The following is an 18,153-nucleotide window of genomic DNA, read 5'->3' on the forward strand; positions in this document are numbered from 1 at the left end:
TACGTCAGTGCAGTGCTAGATGTTCGCCAGTGCCCTGGCCAGATCGGCTCGCAGGTCTTCGACATCTTCAACGCCGACCGACAGCCGCACCAGCCTATCGCCGATCCCCAGTTTCGCGCGGGTTTCGGCCGGAATGGTCGCGTGGGTCATGATTGCCGGGTGCTCGATCAGGCTCTCCACGCCGCCGAGACTTTCCGCCAAAGCGAAGATCTGCACGTTCTCGAGAAACCGCCGTGCGCCGGCCAGATCACTGTTGAGGTCCACGGAAATCATCCCGCCGAAACCGCGCATCTGCCGTTTTGCCAGTTCATGCTGCGGGTGTGACGACAAGCCCGGGTAGTAGACGCGTTTGACCTGCGGCTGTTGCTCGAGCCACTGCGCCAGATCCAGCGCGTTGCTGCAGTGACGCTCCATGCGCAGCGCCAGGGTTTTCACCCCGCGCAACGTCAGGAAGGCATCGAACGGCCCGGAGATCGCCCCGACCGCGTTTTGCAGGAAGCCGAGTTTCTCCGCCAGTTCGGCGTTCTGCCCGACCACCGCAATACCGCCGATCACATCGGAGTGGCCGTTGAGATACTTGGTGGTCGAGTGCAGCACGATGTCGAAGCCCAGTTCCAGCGGGCGCTGAATGTAAGGGCTGGCGAACGTATTGTCGGCCACGCAGATGATCCCGCGGGCGCGGCAGATGCGGGCGATGGCAGCCAGATCCGACAGGCTCAACAGCGGGTTGGTCGGTGTCTCGACCATGACCATGCGCGTGTCGTCCTGCAACGACGCTTCGAACGCCGACAGATCGGCCAGATCGACAAAACTGAAACGGTGCCCGGCGCTGCGCTGGCGGACCTTGTCGAACAGGCGGAACGTGCCGCCGTACAAGTCATTGCCGGAGACGATGTGCGAACCGGCATCGAGCAATTCCAGCACCGTGGAAATCGCTGCCAGCCCCGAAGCGAAAGCGAACGCACGGGTGCCACCTTCGAGGTCCGCCACACAGCGTTCGAGGGCGAAGCGCGTCGGGTTGTGCGAGCGCCCGTAGTCGAAACCCTTGTGCACGCCGGGGCTGTCTTGCAGGTAGGTGGAGTTGGCGTAGATCGGCGGCATCAGCGCGCCGGTGGTCGGGTCCGGTTGTTGTCCGGCGTGGATCACCCGGGTCGCGAAACCTTGGGATTTATCGTCGTGCTGACTCATGCAAGGGATCTCCGTAATTGGTTGAGCATGTCGGTGCGGGTGATCAAGCCATGGAAACCTGTGGCGTCGGCGACGATGGCGACGAGGCCACGGCTGAGCACCGCTTCCAGCTCGGCCAGCGCCGCGCCGGGGGCGAGGGTTTGCAGCTTGTCGGTCATCACGCTGGACACCGATTGGCTGAAGCGCGCGGCGTCTTCGTGCACCGCCATGAGGATGTCCGATTCATCGATCACACCCACCAGTTGCTTGCCTTCGACCAGCACCGGTAGTTGCGAAACATCGGCCAGGCGCATGCGCTGGAACGCGGTCAACAGGGTATCGTCGGGACCCACGCTGATTACCCGGCCGTCTTCGAAACGCCTAGCGATCAGGTCGCGCAGGTCACCATAGCCTTTGCGTTGCAGCAGACCCTGATCGGTCATCCACTGGTCGTTGTAGACCTTCGACAAGTAACGCGTGCCGGTGTCACAGACGAAACTGACCACGCGTTTCGGCTCGGTCTGCTCGCGGCAATAACGCAGCGCAGCGGCGAGCAGGGTACCGGTCGACGAGCCGCCGAGAATGCCTTCGGCCTTGAGTAACTGGCGCGCGTGATCGAAGCTTTCGGCATCGCTGATCGAGTAGGCGTGGCGTACGCTGGAAAGGTCGGTGATCGATGGAATGAAGTCTTCACCGATGCCTTCCACCGCCCATGAACCGGGCGTTGGCAGGCTGCCGTCGCGGCTGTATTGCGCCATCACCGAACCGACCGGATCGGCCAGCACCATCTCCAGATCCGGCTGCACCCGTTTGAAGAAACGGCTCAGGCCGGTCAGCGTACCGGCCGAACCGACGCCCACCACAATCGCATCCAGATCATGTTCGGTCTGCGCCCAGATTTCCGGCGCGGTACTGCATTCATGGGCCAGCGGGTTGGCCGGGTTGTTGAACTGGTCGGCGAAAAATGCGCCGGGAATGTCTTTCGTCAAACGCGCGGCGACGTCCTGGTAATACTCGGGATGGCCCTTGCCGACGTCGGAGCGGGTGATATGCACCTCGGCGCCCATGGCCTTCAAGTGCAGGACTTTCTCGGTGGACATTTTGTCCGGCACTACCAGCACCACGCGGTAGCCCTTGGCGCGGCCGACCAGTGCCAGACCGAGACCGGTGTTGCCGGCTGTCGCCTCAACGATGGTGCCGCCCGCTTGCAAGCGGCCGTCGCGTTCGGCGGCATCAATCATCGCCAGACCGATGCGGTCCTTGATCGAGCCGCCGGGGTTTTGCGATTCGAGTTTGAGAAACAGTGTGCACGGCCCGGTATCGAAACGGGTGACCTGAACCAGCGGAGTATTGCCTATCAGCCCAAGCACGGCAGGGCGTGATTCCTTTGACATTTCTTCACCTCATGATGGTGTTGATCGCGTTCCAGTCGCGAAGAAAGACTCGCGTGCAACATAGGCTCAGCGATGATCCGTCGCAACCTTTAGTCCTGTGTTGATGCAGCCAGTTTGATCTAACGATAGAACGAAATCAGCGCCGTGGCGGACGGGTTTGAACGGGTTTACACAGACGCGTCATTGAGTTTCCAAAGGGCGGCACACAAGCGGGAATTGCTTGAACATCAAGGAGATTTTCTACAGCGTTTTGTGGGCGGAGACTGCCCAAATCGCCAGCAGGCTGGCTCCCACCGGTTTTGCGGTGCAGGCAAGGCTTGGGGCAACACGCAGATCCGCTGTGGGAGCCAGCCTGCTGGCGATGGCTGTCTTTCAGTCACCGCAGTGCTGAATGACCCACCGCTATCGCGAGCAGGCTCACTCCTACCAGTGGATTGAGTACATTCCCAAAGACGGGTCGGCTATCAGGCCGCCATCGCTTGCAGGCAAGCTCCCACATTTGATTGCATTTCTTCAGTGGGAGCGCAGTCATCCAATCAAAAGCCCCTCACCCTAGCCCTCTCCCAGAGGGAGAGGGGACTGATCGTGGCGGATGCGAGAGCTGCGCCGACGTGCAATACCGAGTCGAGCGCGATGTCAAAGCCAACGCAAATCAGCTCCCTCTCCAGGGGGAGAGGGCTGGGCGGGCGGCGTTCCGATGAGGGGCGAATTCACCGCAAATCCCAAGCCATGCGACGCTTCTAACCACTCAACAATGAGCGCAAGCTCGAGTGCCCTTGATCTTGCCTAACCGGCGACATCGGAAGGCTGAGCGGAGGGATTGATCCGGGGGTGGGAGCGCAGCGACCGTACGACGAAGTCGTACACAGCGGAAGTAGGTGCAGCGAAGCAAACCGTAGCCGCTGCGCCCGGAGCGATTCCGCAGCGAAGGGACCCGAGCTTGCGAGGGCCGTACGTAGGAGCAAAGCCTTTTGGTTCCTTTTTGGCGTCTGAAAAAGGGACTCGCCGTAAGGGCCATCCCTTTCAAGGTCTTTTCGTTTTTTTAGCCTTGATTAACCGGTCCGTTGAAACATGCGCATGTACTGCGGTGCCCTGGACCCATGTTTTAGGCTTGGGCACTTTGGGACCGCGAGGGCTTTTCGCGACTTGTTTGGGCTGGATATTTCTGGCCAGTTCCAATAAGCGCTGGGCCAGTTTTTCTAGCGGGATAACGGGAAGATGTTCCGCGGGCAACGCAATTTGCATTCCCTCATACCCACTCCTGACTTGAACCGCCAAGTGATAGATAGAGGCCTCCCATCCTTTAGGCTGGGTATCGCGATGAGCTTGCTCAACACTTCGTTTGAGGACGGCCAGAACGTTATAGGCCAGTACCGCCGTAGCGAACCCGAGCAAGGCAGCCTTTGGGCTACCAAGAGTTTCAATCTCACTTTCCAGAATCGCTTCCAGTCGCTGGAACATACCTTCAATGCTCCAGCGGCGGCGATACAGTTCCGCGATCTGTGGCGCACTGACGCTCTCAGGCAGGTTGCTCCAGAACATCAAACTGCTGTCACCGGAGTCCGTTGGCGAATGAAGCGTCAGCTCGACACGCCGGCATTGGTAACCGCCTCTGACCTGGATGATCTGCTCTCGCACAGTGCCTGTTTCCACAGGTACCGGCTCTTGCCATTCACCCTCTTGAATCAAGCGTGGATGTTTGGCTTGCTGACGAATGACAAACGAGGTTTGAACCTGCTCACAGGCCTCCATAACCGGCAGCGTGCAGTAGAGCCGATCAGCCAGCCAGACTTGGCCCGGCTCGGCATTGGCCAATAGAGGCAGCACACAAACACGCTCACTTGCGTACGCATCCTCACACGCCTGAAGGTCGATGACCTGGTCCAGATCGGGGTCGTAGGCAACCACCGAAAAACCGGGACGAGCAGCGCCGCGCTCATTACGTAAAGCTCCTAGACGCTTCTCAGTGGACGCCAAGTGGTTGCCATCCACCACCCGAATCTGCCAGCCCGGCAACATCGCCGTGCAGCCCAACTCCCTGATGGTTGGAGTCAGGCGCTGTGCACAGCCCGTAACCAACGCGCGCAACAGAGCAGGCTCGGTACGACTGATCTTGTCGTAAAGAGCCGCCAAGCTCACAGGAAGATCTTCAAGCTGTCGCGCGGCGGCGTGAAGGGATGGCTTCAAGCCCAATGAAACAAGGGACATCAGCTTGATAATGGTCGAAAACAGCAGTTCGCGAGAGTACTGCCGTTGCCGATGCTCTTCGAAAACCTGATCGATCCACTCAGGGGCAATAGCCTGCTCCAGCGCCAATTTGGCCATGACACTGGCAGGTGCTTTTTTCTCGAAACGCGCTAGAACATCGGCCCACATCGTTCGGGTATCCCTAAATGAATTTCAGGGGATTTTACAGAAGACCTTGAAAGGGATGGCCGTAAGGGCGAAACCCTAAGCCGCAGCACCCGCACCAACGGATATGCCCCCAATCAAAAAAGCGGTCCAGCCCCCCAAAGTCACGAGTGAAACCGCAAAATCCGCTCACCATCAAACGGATCAATCAAATACCGCGCCCGAACCCCAAACGTCTCCCACAAACACTGCGGCGTCAGCACCTCCAGCGGCCTGCCCAACGCCACCAACTCCCCCCGTTCAAGCACCGCCAGACGATCGCACTTGAGCGCCTGATTCAGATCATGCAGCGCAATCAACGTAGTCACCGGCAAAGCTTTCACGACACTCAAAATCGTCAACTGATGCTGAATGTCCAAATGGTTAGCCGGCTCATCGAGCAACAGAATCTGCGGCCGCTGCGCCAGGGCACGAGCGATGTGCACCCGTTGCCGCTCACCCCCCGACAGACTGCGCCAGATGCGCTGACGCAAATGCACCGCATCGACATCAACCAGCGCCTGCTCAACGATGGCAGTGTCGGCAGTCGACCACGGTTGCAGCGCCGACAACCAAGGCGTCCGCCCCAGCGCCACCGCATCGAACACACGAATGCCGTCATCGGTGTCAGCTTGTTGCTCGACCACCGCGAGTGTCTGCGCAACGCTGCGGCGCGCCATTTTGCCCAGGCGCTGACCGTCGAGCAGTACCTCGCCAGCGCTCGGCTCGCGCAGGCCGGCCAACAGCTTCAACAAGGTCGATTTGCCCGCACCGTTCGGCCCGACGATGCCCAACGTTTCGCCGCGTTGCACCTCAAGGCTGACAGCCTTCAGCAACTCGGCGCCGCGCACCTTGAAGCTCAAGCCCGAGCAATTCAATACCGCGTTCATCGAGCCGACCTCCGGCCCACCAGAATCAGCGCGAACACCGGCGCGCCGACCAGCGCCGTGATCACCCCGACCGGAATAACCTGACCCTTGATCAGGGTGCGCGACAACACGTCGGCGGCAATCAGAAACACCGCGCCGCCCAAGGCACTCGCTGGCAGCAAGCGAGCATGCCCGGTGCCGAGCAACAACCGCGCCGCATGGGGAATCACCAGGCCGACAAAACCGATCGAACCGACAATCGAGACCATCACCGCCGTGACCAACGCCGCGCAACCGATCAGCAGAATCTGCACGCGACGCACCGGTATGCCGAGCGATGCCGCCGAATCCGCGCCAAAGGTAAACGCATCCAGCGCCCGCCGATGCCACAGGCACACGACCAGCCCGAGCACGGCCACCGGCACCGCCAGCCACACCGAAGGCCAGCGCACCCCGCCGAGGTTGCCGAGCAGCCAGAACATGATCCCGCGAGCCTGCTCGGAACTCGCCGAGCGAGTAATCAAAAACGCTGTCAGCGCGTTGAACAATTGCGAACCGGCAATCCCTGCCAGGATGATCTGCCCGGTGCCGTTAGCCGAGCCACTGACCCGTGCCAGCAGAATCACCAGCACGAACGCCGTCACCGCACCGGCAAACGCACCGGCCGACAGCGATACCAACCCTGCACCGACGCCAAGCAACGCGACCATCACCGCGCCAGTCGAGGCCCCGGCGGAGATGCCCAGCAGATAAGGATCGGCCAACGGATTGCGCAACAGTGACTGCAAGATCACCCCGCACGTTGCCAGTCCGGCACCGCAGGCTGCGGCGACCAAGGCGCGGGTCAGGCGATAATTCCAGACGATGCCTTCATCGATCGGGTCGAGCACATAACCGGCGCCCCACAGCTTGTTGGCCAGCACCTGCAGCACCACGCCCGGCTCGATTGAGGTTTCACCAATCGCCACTCCGCCGATAAGCGCAAGCGCGAGCGTCAGCATAACCAGCAGCGAACGGATCAGGCGTCTGCTCATGGCGCCAGGTCGTAGGCATTGATGGCGGCGGCGAGTTGCGCGAGGCCGTCGAAGGTGCGCAGGCTGGCCTGCATGGCCATGGCGTCGAGGATGATGATGCGGTTGTGTTTCACCGCGTCCATGTTGCGCGTCACCGGGTCGCTGCGCAGGAACGCGAGTTTCTTCTGATAGTCGTCAGCCGGGAAACGCCGACGATCCATGCGCGCGATGACCAGGAAAGTCGGGTTGGCCTTGGCGATGGTTTCCCAGCCCACGGTTGGCCATTCTTCATCCGACTCGACCACATTGCGCACGCCCAGGGTGCTCAGCATGAAATCCGGAACGCCTTTGTGCCCGGCCACAAACGGCTCGATGTCCATCTCGGCGCTGGAAAACCAGACCACAGCGCTGACATCCTTGCGCTGCTGGGTTTTCGCCGTGGCGATCGATTGCGCGAGGCTGGCCTTGAGTTGTTCGTTGAGCCGTTCGCCACGCGTCTGCACATCGAAAACCTGCGCCAGTTGGCTCACGCCTTTGTAAATGCTGTCGATGCGAAACGGCGCCAGCCGCGTGCCATCGGAGCCAACGAGATTGTCCTTGGCTTCGCAGTCGGAGGGCAGCAGGTAGGTAGGAATCTTCAATTCATGAAACTGCTCGCGGGTGCCGACCGCACCTTGCGGGCCGACCATCCATTCCAGCTCCACCGCGACCAGCTCCGGGCGCTTGCCGATCACCGCTTCGAAGCTCGGTTCGTTATCGGCGAGGCGCTGGATCTTGTCGTTCTGCGTCTTGTATTGGGGAAGCACGTCGTTGAACCACAGCGAGGTGCCCACGACCTTGTCGCCGAGACCCAAGGCATAGAGCATTTCCGTGCCAGCCTGGCCGATGGTGACCGTGCGAGTGGGGGCGTGCTGGAAGGTCAGGCTGCTGCCGCAGTTCTCGATCGTCAGCGGATAAACCGTGGGCGTCGCTTGCGCGAAAGCGCAAAGGCCCAGACCGGTCAGCAGGGTGGCAACGCGGGGCAGCAGCATGGGGCAGTCTCCAATGGAACCGTACGGGGAGGGCGGGTACGGTTTGGAAACACACCATCAAGCGCTGTCAGCAAACAGCGCAAGGCCGGTCATCGCGCAAAAAAACGCGCACGGCACGATGTCCTTCCCGGACACCCCGCCGGTTAGTAGTCATTGTGCCGGCAGGTCTCCTGACTGATGCGTCATCGCCTGGCTCCGGCCTTCCCGGGGGTTACCCAGTGGCAATCGTGGAGCAGGCTCGGCACCTACAGTTGCGGGGGCAGTTCCGATCGATGCTGAGCAAGCACCTCGGATTCCCTATTAATCCCATGCGGAAACCGGCGGCGGCATGGTAGACGATTTGGGGGGATGAGGGGGAGATGAATCTTTCGAAAAGCCCCTCATCGGAACGCCGCCCGCCTAACCCTCTCCCAGAGGGAGAGGGGACTGACCGAGGCGTTTAGCCGAGCTGCGCCGACTTGGGATACCGAGCTGAACACTAGTTCCAAAGCCAATGAAGATCGGCTTCCTCTCCTCCGGGAGAGGGCGGGGGTGAGGGGCGGGTCCACCTCAAATCCAAAGCCGGCCGCATGCTTCTCACCACCACCTCCCGATCTTGAAAATCCCAAAGTCACCACCCGGATTTGCAATCCGCGAACCCCCAACGCTAATATACGATCCATATACATTCCGTATCGGATTGCTCCCGTGGGCATCGTAAAAATTTCCGAAGACATGCATGAAAACCTGCGCATCTCCAGCAACGCACTCAGCCGCTCGATCAACGCGCAGGCCGAGCACTGGATGCGCATCGGCATGCTCGCCGAGTTGCACCCCAACCTCGACCACAGCGCGATCTGCCGTATGCTGATCCGCGCCGAACAGAATGGCGGGCTCGACCTGCACCAACTGACACAGGAAGTCGCCCTCGCATGAGAAACCAGATCAAGCTCAACACCCCGGCCGAAATCGAGAAATCCCGCGCGGCCGGCAAACTGGCCGCTGAAGTGCTGGCGATGCTGGTACCCCACGTCAAGGCCGGGGTGACTACCGATGAACTGGATCGGCTGTGCCACGACTACATCGTCAATGTGCAGAAAGCGGTGCCGGCCAACGTCGGTTATCACGGCTTTCCGAAAACCGTCTGCGCCTCGGTCAATGACGTGGTCTGCCACGGCATTCCTTCTGCTACACCGCTGAAGGATGGCGATATCCTCAACCTCGACATCGCCGTGATCAAGGACGGCTGGTTCGGCGACACCAGCCGCATGTACGTGGTCGGTGAGGCCTCGCCTGAAGCGCAACATCTGATCAAGACTACCTATGACGCCATGTGCGCAGGTATTCGCGCGGTCAAACCGGGCGCCACGCTGGGCGATATCGGTTATGCGATTCAGAGCCTCGCCGAAAAGGAAGGCTTCAGCGTGGTGCGCGAGTATTGCGGCCATGGCATCGGCAAGATCTACCACGATGAACCGCAGATTCTGCATTACGGCTTCCCCAATCAAGGGATGAAGCTCAAGGCGGGAATGATTTTCACCATCGAGCCGATGCTCAACGCTGGCAGGCGCCATGTGAAGAACATGCCCGATGGCTGGACGGTGCTGACCAAGGATGGCTCGCTGTCGGCACAGTGGGAACACATGGTCGCGGTGACGGAGACGGGGTTTGAAGTGCTGACGGCGTGGCCGGATCAGATCGAGGGGTATGCGGCGATCGGTTGATACTGCGTTTGGCGATCCGAATCCCCTGAAATCCAACGCATAAAAAACGCCGCTTGAACAAGCGGCGTTTTCCTTTGCCTTTACTTCAGATCGAATCGGTCGAGGTTCATGACTTTCGTCCAGGCCTTTACGAAGTCATTGACGAACGGCTGCTGCGCATCCGCACTGGCATACACCTCGGCCAGTGCGCGCAACTGCGCATTGGAGCCAAACACCAGATCCACCCGGGTTGCGGTCCATTTCGGCGCGCCGGTCTTACGGTCCCGTCCCTCGAATTCATCAGCATCGCGCGTCGTCGGTTGCCACTCCACGCCCATGTCCAACAGGTTCGTGAAGAAGTCATTGCTCAGCGCTTCGGGTTTATCGGTGAAGACACCATGCCGGGTCTGCCCGACGTTGGTATTCAACACCCGCAGGCCGCCGAGCAGCACGGTCATTTCCGGGGCGGTGAGGGTCAGCAGTTGCGCCTTGTCGATCAGCAGGGTTTCAGCCGCGACGGTGTATTTGCCCTTGCTGTAGTTGCGGAAACCATCGGCAATCGGTTCAAGGAAGCCGAACGATTCGACATCGGTCTGCTCCTGCGAGGCATCCACGCGCCCGGGCGAGAACGGCACGCTCACGGAATGACCAGCGTTCTGTGCGGCTTGCTCGACCCCGGCATTGCCGGCCAGCACGATCAGGTCCGCCAGCGAGATTTGCTTGCCGCCGGCACTGCCATTGAACTCGCTCTGAATGCCCTCGAGGGTTTGCAGCACATGGGCCAGTTGCTCCGGCTGGTTGGCTTGCCAGAACTTCTGCGGTGCCAGACGCAAACGCCCGCCGTTGGCACCGCCACGTTTGTCCGAGCCGCGGAAGGTCGAGGCCGCCGCCCACGCCGTCGAGACCAGTTGCGAAACCGACAGGCCTGAGGCGAGGATTTTGCTTTTCAGCGCGGCGGCGTCGCTGTCGTCAATCAATGCATGGCTGACGTCCGGCAACGGGTCTTGCCAGAGCAATTCTTCGTTGGGCAATTCCGGGCCGAGGTAGCGTGACAGCGGGCCCATGTCGCGGTGGATCAGTTTGTACCAGGCACGGGCAAAGGCGTCGGCCAATTGCTCGGGATTGGCCAGGAAGCGTCGCGAGATCTGCTCGTAAGCCGGGTCGAAGCGCAATGCCAGGTCAGAGGTGAGCATGGTCGGCGAGAGCTTTTTGCTCGGGTCGTGGGCATGCGGAACCGTGCCAGCGCCGGCGCCGTTTTTCGGTTGCCACTGATGCGCCCCGGCCGGGCTCTTGGTCAGTTCCCACTCGAAGCCGAACAGGTTTTCCAGGTAGTTGTTGCTCCAGCGGGTGGGCGTGGTGGTCCAGGTCACTTCCAGACCACTGGTGATGGTGTCTGCGCCCTTGCCGGTGCCGAAAGCGTTTTTCCAGCCCAGGCCTTGCAGCTCGAGGCCGGCCGCTTCCGGCTCAGGGCCGACGTTGTCGGCCGGGCCGGCACCGTGGGTCTTGCCGAACGCGTGGCCGCCGGCAATCAGCGCCACGGTTTCTTCTTCATTCATGGCCATGCGGCCGAAGGTTTCGCGAATGTCCCTGGCCGAGGCGACCGGGTCCGGATTGCCCTCGGGACCTTCCGGGTTCACGTAGATCAGACCCATCTGCACCGCAGCGAGCGGGTTTTCCAGATTGCGTTCGCCCTGATCGGTGCGGCTTTCTTCCTTGCCGTGCAGATCCGGTTCGGCTACCAGCGTACCGTCACCAGGTTCCTGTACCGGGCCGTTGCTCTTGCCGTAACGATTGTCACCGCCCAGCCATTCGGTTTCCGAACCCCAGTACACGTCTTCATCCGGTTCCCAGACATCAGCGCGGCCACCGGAAAAACCGAAGGTCTTGAAGCCCATGGATTCCAGCGCGACGTTGCCGGTGAGTACGATCAGATCGGCCCAGGAAATGTTGCGGCCGTATTTCTGCTTGATCGGCCAGAGCAGGCGGCGGGCCTTGTCGAGGCTGACGTTGTCCGGCCAACTGTTGAGCGGGGCGAACCGTTGCTGACCGGAGCCGGCGCCACCGCGACCATCGGCGGTGCGGTAGGTGCCGGCGCTGTGCCAGGCCATGCGCACGAAGAGCGGGCCATAGTGACCGAAGTCCGCCGGCCACCAGTCCTGAGAATCGGTCATCAATGCGCTGATATCTTGCTTCAGCGCCTGGAAATCCAGGCTTTTGAACGCCTTGGCATAGTCGAAGTCCTGGCCCAGCGGGTCAGACTTGGGCGAGTGCTGACTGAGGATTTTCAGGTTCAGTTGATTCGGCCACCAGTCTCGGTTGGTCGTGCCGCCACCGGCGGCGTGGTTGAACGGGCATTTCGATTCGCTTGCCATGTTCGAGTCCCTATCAGGTCTGCTGCGGCCGGCTGGTGCCGACTTCGGACTTGTAAGGCTAGACCCGAGTGGGCAAACCGGCTAATAGCCCGGCTATTGCGTGCTGATAGGCAAACTCTCTCAGCGCTACGCTGGCTTCTGATCAGTCAGATCAGCTCGATTGCGCCGTTTCGTCATCGGGTACATCGTCAAGCATGTCCTCTTGTCCCGGCAGCTCAGTGATCACGCTGAAGTCACTGACTTCCACCGCGCCTTGGCCGTAACCGAGCAAATGAAACGAAAACGCTTTGCGCTGTTGCGGGTTTTCGAAGCTGAAGTCCATTTCCAGCGGCTGATCCGCCGTGGCGACCATCTCTGCGGGTAAGCCCAGTTGCACGTCCTGTTCGAATTCCTTGGCCTTGAGCTGAATGTACGCCGCTTGCTGCGGGTCGACCGCGCGCACGGTCAGGCGTACGCGGGTGTGCGAGCCCTTGGGCATTTCCAGATATTGCGCGCCAATCAGGTTGTCGGCCCAGTCATCCTTGATCTGCGCTTGCAGCGGGATGATGTTGTTGCTGCCGAACTGGTAGCGATGGTTGAGCGGCGTGCGCAGCAGCGACAGGTCCAGGGCATTGGCGCGGGCGGCAATCTGTCGGGCCGGATGACCGCTGTAGCGACCCTTGTAAATGGCGCTGTCGGCGATGAAGCCAGCGCTTTCGTAATAGCGGCAGCGGCGCGGCATTTCGCATTCGGAGAAGATGCCGCGGCCATCGTGATAGCGCAGCTTGCCATTGGTGAATGACATGATTTCGCGGCCGGAGTCATAGTCACGGAACAGCGAGCGACCGCTCAGCGCGGAGGGCACTGGCAGGTCGAAGTAGTCGAGGATCGACGTGCTCAGATCGACGTGACCATAGACGCCTTTGTTCAGATGCGGCAGTTGCGCCTGCTCCGGTGCCAGGGTCAGGTTGAATCCCCACGACGAGGCCAGACGCACGCCGTCGATGCCGTGGGATTCGTCCGATGTGATCACCACCAGCGTGTCCTTGAGCACGCCTTTGCGTTCCAGGCCACTGAGAAACTGATCCAGTGCATCGTCGAGATAACCGACGGCGGCCCGCTTCGGCGTTTCGTAACGCTGCAGATAATCGTCCGGTGCGGAGTAGGGCTGGTGAGTGCCGACAGTGAGCAGGGTGAGCATCCACGGCTGTCTGTTTTTCTTCAGCTGGCCGACGTAGTCCAGCGCACCCTCAAAGAACGCCTTGTCATCCTTGCCCCACGGAAACTCCAGATAATTGCTGTTGCTGAACCATTCCAGACCATGGGTGGCGTCGAAGCCGATGTGCGGCATGATCTTGTCTTTGGCCATGAAGCGCAGCCCGGCACCTTGCAGGTAATGCGTGCTGAAACCGTGGTCGCGCAGTTGTGCCGGCAGACAGGCCTGATTGCGCTCGTTGAGGGTGAGCATTTCCACGCCTTTGGGCGTGCCGTTGTTAAGTTTGTCGTAGTCGCCGCAGAGCATGGCGTACAGACCGCGAATGGTCTGGTGCGTGTGCAGCACGTAATCCGGGGTGTTCATGCCGCGCTCGGCCCAGCGGCTGAGGTTGGGCATCAGGTCTTCCTGATAATGACTGCCGATGGCCTCGCGGTTGGCGCGAATGTAGGCGCCGGGAATGCCCTCCAGTGCGATGATCAGCACATTGCGCGCTTGTCCCGGTGCGGTCAGCAGTTTTTCCCCGTTGAGGTCGACATCGGTCAGCCCGGCCATCGCCGGTGCGGGTTCTTCGGCATCGCCGTCCAGCCATTCCTCGGCGCGAATCTGCAGGTCGGCCACTTCGCTGGCGAGCAGTTGATGCGGCAAGTTGTACAGGCGCCACGGGTCGGCTTCGTTGGGCCACAGGTTCTGCGCACCCCAATGCGCGGCGAACAACACCAGCGGCGCGCCCCAGGCTGCACGGGGCAGGGCAGTGAGCGGTCGGTCCCGGCCGGCGAAGCGGGTCAGCAGCCACACCAGTAATGCCAGCAGTAATGTCAGGCCCAATGCGGGATGCGCCAGACCGCCGCCGGTGGAGTTTTCCACGAACTGCGGGTCGATCAGGTAATGAATGTCGGAAGGCGTCGGCAACCGACCGACCGCGCTGACCAGTTCTGCGGTCGCCACCGCCAGCACACCCCACAACAGCAGCACCGGCAGAGCCAGCCACCACGCGCGGCGATGCAGCAAAACCAGCAACAGGCTGCCCACGGCCAGATCCGACAGATAACCCAACGGGCTCGACCAGCCCAACGCCGCGCGCAGGCCCATCGGCACGATCAATACCAACAGCAGCAGAGAAAACAGTCGGGCGTGCGGTTGCCGCAACCGGTTGAAAAGAGCGCTCACAAAAAGACCTTCCAGCCATCAAATCGTCATAAAAGTGTGGGCGATGATAGCAAGGCTCGGCCATCTGATTGCCTTTTAAAACGCTCGGCTGATGCGTAAGGACAAGCGCTGGCGCGAATGGAAAAACAACTGGAAACCCCTATCGCTGCTGGTGGAGCGCGGCGAACGGCCTGTTTGCCGATGCGGATCTTGCCGGGGTTTTATTGTGTCAGGCTGTTAACGATCAACGTTGTAGCAGCGCAAGGCATACGCTCAGCGTCCAGTGCTATCGATATGCAATAAAGATATTTAATTTCTATTTTTTATAGCGATAAAGTCAGGCCTTTCAGCAAACCACCCCCTGCTGCGAGGTTGTCATGGCCACACCGTTGAAACGTTCCGCATTGACCCTGTTGGCCGCCGCCCTGGCGGGCACCGCGTTGTTCAGCTCGGTCGCTCAGGCCGAAGGCAAGATCAGCATCGCCCAGCAGTTCGGCGTCGGTTACCTGATTCTCGATGTAGTTCGCGACCAGCAGTTGATCGAAAAACACGGTAAAGCCCAGGGCCTGGACATCAAGGTCGACTGGAACAGTATCTCTGGCGCCACCGCGATGAACGAGGCGCTGCTGACCGGTTCGCTCGACGTGGTCTCGGCCGGCGTACCGCCGATGCTCACCGTGTGGGATCGCACCAAAGGCAAACAGAACGTCAAGGCCATCGCCGCGCTCGGCTCGATGCCCAATTACCTGCTGACCAACAATCCGAATATCAAAACCCTCAAGGACTTCAGCGACAAAGATCGCATCGCCGTGCCAGCGGCAGGGGTGGGCTTCCAGTCGCGCACCTTGCAGATCGAAACCGCCAGGCTGTTCGGCGATGCCCAGTACAAGAAGTTCGACGACATTTCCGTCAGCCTGCCGCACCCCGATGCGACGGCTGCGCTAATCGCTGGTGGCTCGGAAATCAACTCGCATTTCTCCAGTCCGCCGTTCCAGTACCAGGCGTTGCAGAACCCCAACGTGCACAAAGTGCTGAGTTCCTACGACGTACTCGGCGGCCAGGCGACGTTCAACGTGCTGTACACCACGGAAAAATTCCACGACGAAAACCCCAAGACCTACAAGGCGTTCTACGACGCCCTGGCCGAGGCCGAGAAAATCATCAAGGCTGACAAACCGGCAGCGGCCCAGGCCTATATTCGGGTCGAACAGTCGAAGTTGCCGTTGGCGCTGGTGGAGCAGATCGTCAACGACCCGGAGATCGACTTCACGGTGGTGCCGCAGCGTACGTTTATCTATGCCGAGAAATTGCAGGAATTGGGTGTGCTGAAAAACAAGGCGGGAAGCTGGAAGGATTACTTCTTTGAAGAGGCGCATGGTGGGGCGGGGAGCTGATGTTCCGCGCCAGGATCAAAAGCCCCTCATCGGAACGCCGCCCGCCTAACCCTCTCCCAGAGGGAGAGGGAACTGACCGCAGGGAATGTGAGAATTGCACCAGTTGCAATACCGAGTCGTACGCAAACTTCAAAGCCAACCAAAATCGGCGCCCTCTCCTCGGGGAGAGGGCTGGGCGGGCGGCGTTCCGATGAGGGGTAGCTCCACCCTGAAGCCAAAGCCGAACACCCATTGCTCATCATGGAAACCATCGCAGATCACCGCGCCACCGTTTCACCTGCCTGCCAGCCACCGCCCAGGGCGGTATAGAGGTTGACCTCAGCCACCAACTGCGCCAGGCGGTCGCTGATCAAGGCTTGTTGCGAGGTGAACAGCGAACGCTGCGCATCGAGGAACGTCAGGCTACTGTCGACACCGTTGCGATAACGGTTCCGCGCGAGGTTGTAGTAATCCTGGGTGGCCTGGACCAGATCGCGCTGGGCCTGCAATTGCTGTTCATAGGTGCTGCGCGCCGCCAGACCGTCGGCGACTTCCTTAAACGCCGTTTGAATCGATTTTTCGTACTCGGCGACGGCGACGTCTTTCTGCAGCCGGGCGTAATCCAGACTGGCACGCAGGCTGCCGGCATTGAAAATCGGCAGGCTGATCTGTGGCTGGAACGTCCACGCGCCGGAGCCTGCGCTGAACAACCCGGAAAGATCGCGACTGGCAGTGCCGGCGTTGGCCGTCAGGCTCACACTGGGAAAGAACGCTGCACGGGCTGCGCCGATATTGGCGTTGGCGGCTTTGAGCTGGTATTCGGCCTGCAGAATGTCCGGGCGCCGTTGCAGCAGATCCGATGGCAGCCCGGCCGGCAGCGGCGATACCAGTTCACTGGCCAGCGGCAGCGCCGGCAATTGCGCTGGCAGCGGCGCGCCGACCAGCAGCGTCAGGCTGTTCAAATCCTGTGCGACCAGACGCTGGTAGCGCGCCAGATTGACCCGCGAACTGTCGACGCTGGTGCGTGCCTGCGCCTGTTCCAGCGCTGAAGATTTGCCCGCTTCGCGGTTGCGCGTGGTCAGGTGCAGGCTTTGTTCGTCGGCAGCGAGGGTGTCGCGGCTCAGTTCCAGTAACTGCTGATCGGCGCGCCAGGTCAGGTAGGCATTGGCGACGTTGGCCACCAGACTCAACTCGGCGCTGCGCCGCGCCTGTTCGGTGGCCAGCCAGCTTTGCAAGGCCTGCTCGCTGAGGCTGCGCACCCGACCGAACAGATCCAGCTCATAGGCGCTGATGCCCAGATTGACCGCATACGCCGAGGTGATCTGCGCCGGGCCGCCGGTGACGCTGGACGGCATGCGCTGGCGCAACTCGTTGGCATTGGCCGCCACCGCCGGCACCAGGTCGGCGCGTTGAATGCGGTATTGTGCCTGGAACGCCTGAACATTCAGCGCTGCCACGCGCAGGTCGCGATTGTTGGCCAGCGCGCTTTCGATCAGTTGCCTGAGCGCCGGGTCGTTGAACAGCGTGCGCCAGTCAGCATGGCGGGTCGCTGGCTGCGTTGCAGTGGGGTACTGCTCGGCAGCCGGCGAGGGCGGTCGCTGGTAATCCGGCATCAACGAACACCCGGCCATCAGCACCGCCGTGCACAGCAGGGGCAGGCGCAACCCGGACTTCGCACCACTGCGTTTGCGCGGCAGACGCGGTAACGCTCGAGACCCGTTCAAGCCCCGGCCATCCATTTCGCCAGCCCATGCCTTCCGCTGACGCCGAGCTTGGCCGCGGCACGCTTGAGATAGGTCTCGATAGAGCTGTTCTTGACCCGCAGTTTTTCCGCCATTTGCGGCACGGTGCCGCCAGTCAGCAGGCCCAGACAGACTTCCTTCTCGCGTGCCGACAAGACGACGGCGCTCAACGCCAAACGCTCATCGAAGACCTGCGCCAGCGGCGCCTGATCCAGATCGGCCAAGGCCGGGCGAGGCTGGCGGGCGAGGCTCTGACGGGTCATTTGCGCATGCCGTTCGATCAGCGGCAGCAAGGTATCAGAAAGGCTTTTCAGAAAGGCCAGTTCCGGCAGGGAAAACACCCGCTGGGTATGTGGCCGATACACCGAAATCACGCAACGGCGATTGGAGGTGCGCGACACCAGATTGCATTGATGCACGCCGTGTTGCGGATGACGCGGCAATAAAGAAGCCTTTAGCTGGATCAACAGCGAGTCGTTCATTTCGATCATTTTCTGCAGCAGTGGATGATCGTCCGGTCGATCGATCGCTGCCTGACAATCGCCGGCGTGGGGCAGGCCCGCGCTGCCCAGCGGCTTGATCTCGACCACGCTGGCCTGGCGCTCGTCCAGCGTCCATTCACTGAGATCGAGGCGGTTGACCGGCACCAGCGTGTCGACCAACTGGAACATGTTGCTGGCGAAATGATCGTCGCCGGTACTGGCTATCAGCTCTCCCAGTTGCCAGTAGAAGTGCGGGTTTTCCATGTTGCGAATACTGCCGGTCAGATTCATATCCT

General features: G+C 60.9%; 13 protein-coding genes and 1 riboswitch. Of the genes, 3 read left to right on the forward strand and 10 right to left on the reverse strand.

What is annotated here, in order from left to right; genetic code table 11:
- Nucleotides 1-15 precede the first annotated feature (15 nt).
- The 6 genes from J3P93_RS11470 to J3P93_RS11495 all read right to left on the reverse strand — a co-directional run bounded on the left by J3P93_RS11470 (nt 16) and on the right by J3P93_RS11495 (nt 7,865).
- Nucleotides 16-1,188, reverse strand: a complete 1,173-nt coding sequence (locus tag J3P93_RS11470; protein WP_434597446.1) for a cystathionine gamma-synthase — start codon at nt 1,186-1,188, stop codon at nt 16-18.
- Nucleotides 1,185-2,561, reverse strand: coding sequence for a pyridoxal-phosphate dependent enzyme (locus tag J3P93_RS11475; RefSeq protein WP_434597447.1), 1,377 nt, complete (start codon nt 2,559-2,561; stop codon nt 1,185-1,187). The genes J3P93_RS11470 and J3P93_RS11475 overlap by 4 nt, the downstream gene beginning before the upstream one ends.
- A gap of 1,023 nt (nt 2,562-3,584) precedes the next feature.
- Nucleotides 3,585-4,886 (reverse strand): IS4 family transposase, encoded by a 1,302-nt coding sequence (locus J3P93_RS11480; protein ID WP_434598321.1) that lies wholly within the window; start codon nt 4,884-4,886, stop codon nt 3,585-3,587.
- A gap of 191 nt (nt 4,887-5,077) precedes the next feature.
- Nucleotides 5,078-5,842, reverse strand: coding sequence for an ABC transporter ATP-binding protein (locus J3P93_RS11485; RefSeq protein WP_434597448.1), 765 nt, complete (start codon nt 5,840-5,842; stop codon nt 5,078-5,080).
- Nucleotides 5,839-6,855 (reverse strand): FecCD family ABC transporter permease, encoded by a 1,017-nt coding sequence (locus J3P93_RS11490; protein ID WP_434597450.1) that lies wholly within the window; start codon nt 6,853-6,855, stop codon nt 5,839-5,841. The genes J3P93_RS11485 and J3P93_RS11490 overlap by 4 nt, the downstream gene beginning before the upstream one ends.
- Nucleotides 6,852-7,865: an ABC transporter substrate-binding protein gene (locus tag J3P93_RS11495; protein WP_434597451.1), complete on the reverse strand. Its 1,014-nt coding sequence runs from the start codon at nt 7,863-7,865 to the stop codon at nt 6,852-6,854. The genes J3P93_RS11490 and J3P93_RS11495 overlap by 4 nt, the downstream gene beginning before the upstream one ends.
- Before the next feature lie 143 nt (nt 7,866-8,008).
- Nucleotides 8,009-8,202, reverse strand: a riboswitch (cobalamin riboswitch).
- A gap of 350 nt (nt 8,203-8,552) precedes the next feature.
- Between J3P93_RS11495 and J3P93_RS11500 the strand changes: the two genes are divergently transcribed.
- Together J3P93_RS11500 and map are read left to right on the forward strand one after the other, a co-directional pair.
- On the forward strand, nt 8,553-8,780 hold the full coding sequence (locus J3P93_RS11500; protein WP_434597454.1) for a ParD-like family protein: 228 nt from the start codon (nt 8,553-8,555) through the stop codon (nt 8,778-8,780).
- Entirely contained in the window at nt 8,777-9,568 is a 792-nt protein-coding gene (gene map, locus J3P93_RS11505) for a type I methionyl aminopeptidase (RefSeq protein ID WP_434597456.1), read from the forward strand. The genes J3P93_RS11500 and map overlap by 4 nt, the downstream gene beginning before the upstream one ends.
- Nucleotides 9,569-9,648: 80 nt before the next feature.
- Here map and katG read toward each other — a convergent pair whose 3' ends face one another.
- Nucleotides 9,649-11,919, reverse strand: a complete 2,271-nt coding sequence (katG, locus tag J3P93_RS11510) for a catalase/peroxidase HPI (RefSeq protein ID WP_434597459.1) — start codon at nt 11,917-11,919, stop codon at nt 9,649-9,651.
- A 151-nt stretch (nt 11,920-12,070) separates the two neighbouring features.
- Nucleotides 12,071-14,281: an LTA synthase family protein gene (locus tag J3P93_RS11515; RefSeq protein ID WP_434597460.1), complete on the reverse strand. Its 2,211-nt coding sequence runs from the start codon at nt 14,279-14,281 to the stop codon at nt 12,071-12,073.
- 356 nt (nt 14,282-14,637) lie between these two features.
- Between J3P93_RS11515 and J3P93_RS11520 the strand changes: the two genes are divergently transcribed.
- Nucleotides 14,638-15,654: an ABC transporter substrate-binding protein gene (locus tag J3P93_RS11520; RefSeq protein ID WP_434597461.1), complete on the forward strand. Its 1,017-nt coding sequence runs from the start codon at nt 14,638-14,640 to the stop codon at nt 15,652-15,654.
- 257 nt (nt 15,655-15,911) lie between these two features.
- Here the strand turns inward: J3P93_RS11520 and J3P93_RS11525 are convergent, their stop codons facing one another.
- Nucleotides 15,912-17,264, reverse strand: a complete 1,353-nt coding sequence (locus J3P93_RS11525) for an efflux transporter outer membrane subunit (RefSeq protein ID WP_434598343.1) — start codon at nt 17,262-17,264, stop codon at nt 15,912-15,914.
- 89 nt (nt 17,265-17,353) lie between these two features.
- Complete coding sequence (locus J3P93_RS11530; RefSeq protein ID WP_434597463.1) at nt 17,354-18,148, reverse strand: helix-turn-helix transcriptional regulator; 795 nt, start codon at nt 18,146-18,148, stop codon at nt 17,354-17,356.
- Nucleotides 18,149-18,153 lie beyond the last annotated feature (5 nt).

The sequence above is a fragment of the Pseudomonas sp. R3-57 genome (assembly GCF_051132065.1).
Classification (GTDB): domain Bacteria; phylum Pseudomonadota; class Gammaproteobacteria; order Pseudomonadales; family Pseudomonadaceae; genus Aquipseudomonas.

Excerpts from the sequence above, each read along its gene's own strand:
- J3P93_RS11530 (WP_434597463.1), bottom strand. The coding sequence starts at position 18,148 with ATGAATCTGACCGGCAGTATTCGCAACATGGAAAACCCGCACTTCTAC.
- J3P93_RS11490 (WP_434597450.1), bottom strand. The coding sequence starts at position 6,855 with ATGAGCAGACGCCTGATCCGTTCGCTGCTGGTTATGCTGACGCTCGCG.
- J3P93_RS11485 (WP_434597448.1), bottom strand. The coding sequence starts at position 5,842 with ATGAACGCGGTATTGAATTGCTCGGGCTTGAGCTTCAAGGTGCGCGGC.
- J3P93_RS11495 (WP_434597451.1), bottom strand. The coding sequence starts at position 7,865 with ATGCTGCTGCCCCGCGTTGCCACCCTGCTGACCGGTCTGGGCCTTTGC.
- J3P93_RS11525 (WP_434598343.1), bottom strand. The coding sequence starts at position 17,264 with ATGGCCGGGTGTTCGTTGATGCCGGATTACCAGCGACCGCCCTCGCCG.
- J3P93_RS11480 (WP_434598321.1), bottom strand. The coding sequence starts at position 4,886 with ATGGCCAAATTGGCGCTGGAGCAGGCTATTGCCCCTGAGTGGATCGAT.
- map (WP_434597456.1), top strand. The coding sequence starts at position 8,777 with ATGAGAAACCAGATCAAGCTCAACACCCCGGCCGAAATCGAGAAATCC.
- J3P93_RS11475 (WP_434597447.1), bottom strand. The coding sequence starts at position 2,561 with ATGTCAAAGGAATCACGCCCTGCCGTGCTTGGGCTGATAGGCAATACT.
- katG (WP_434597459.1), bottom strand. The coding sequence starts at position 11,919 with ATGGCAAGCGAATCGAAATGCCCGTTCAACCACGCCGCCGGTGGCGGC.
- J3P93_RS11520 (WP_434597461.1), top strand. The coding sequence starts at position 14,638 with ATGGCCACACCGTTGAAACGTTCCGCATTGACCCTGTTGGCCGCCGCC.
- J3P93_RS11470 (WP_434597446.1), bottom strand. The coding sequence starts at position 1,188 with ATGAGTCAGCACGACGATAAATCCCAAGGTTTCGCGACCCGGGTGATC.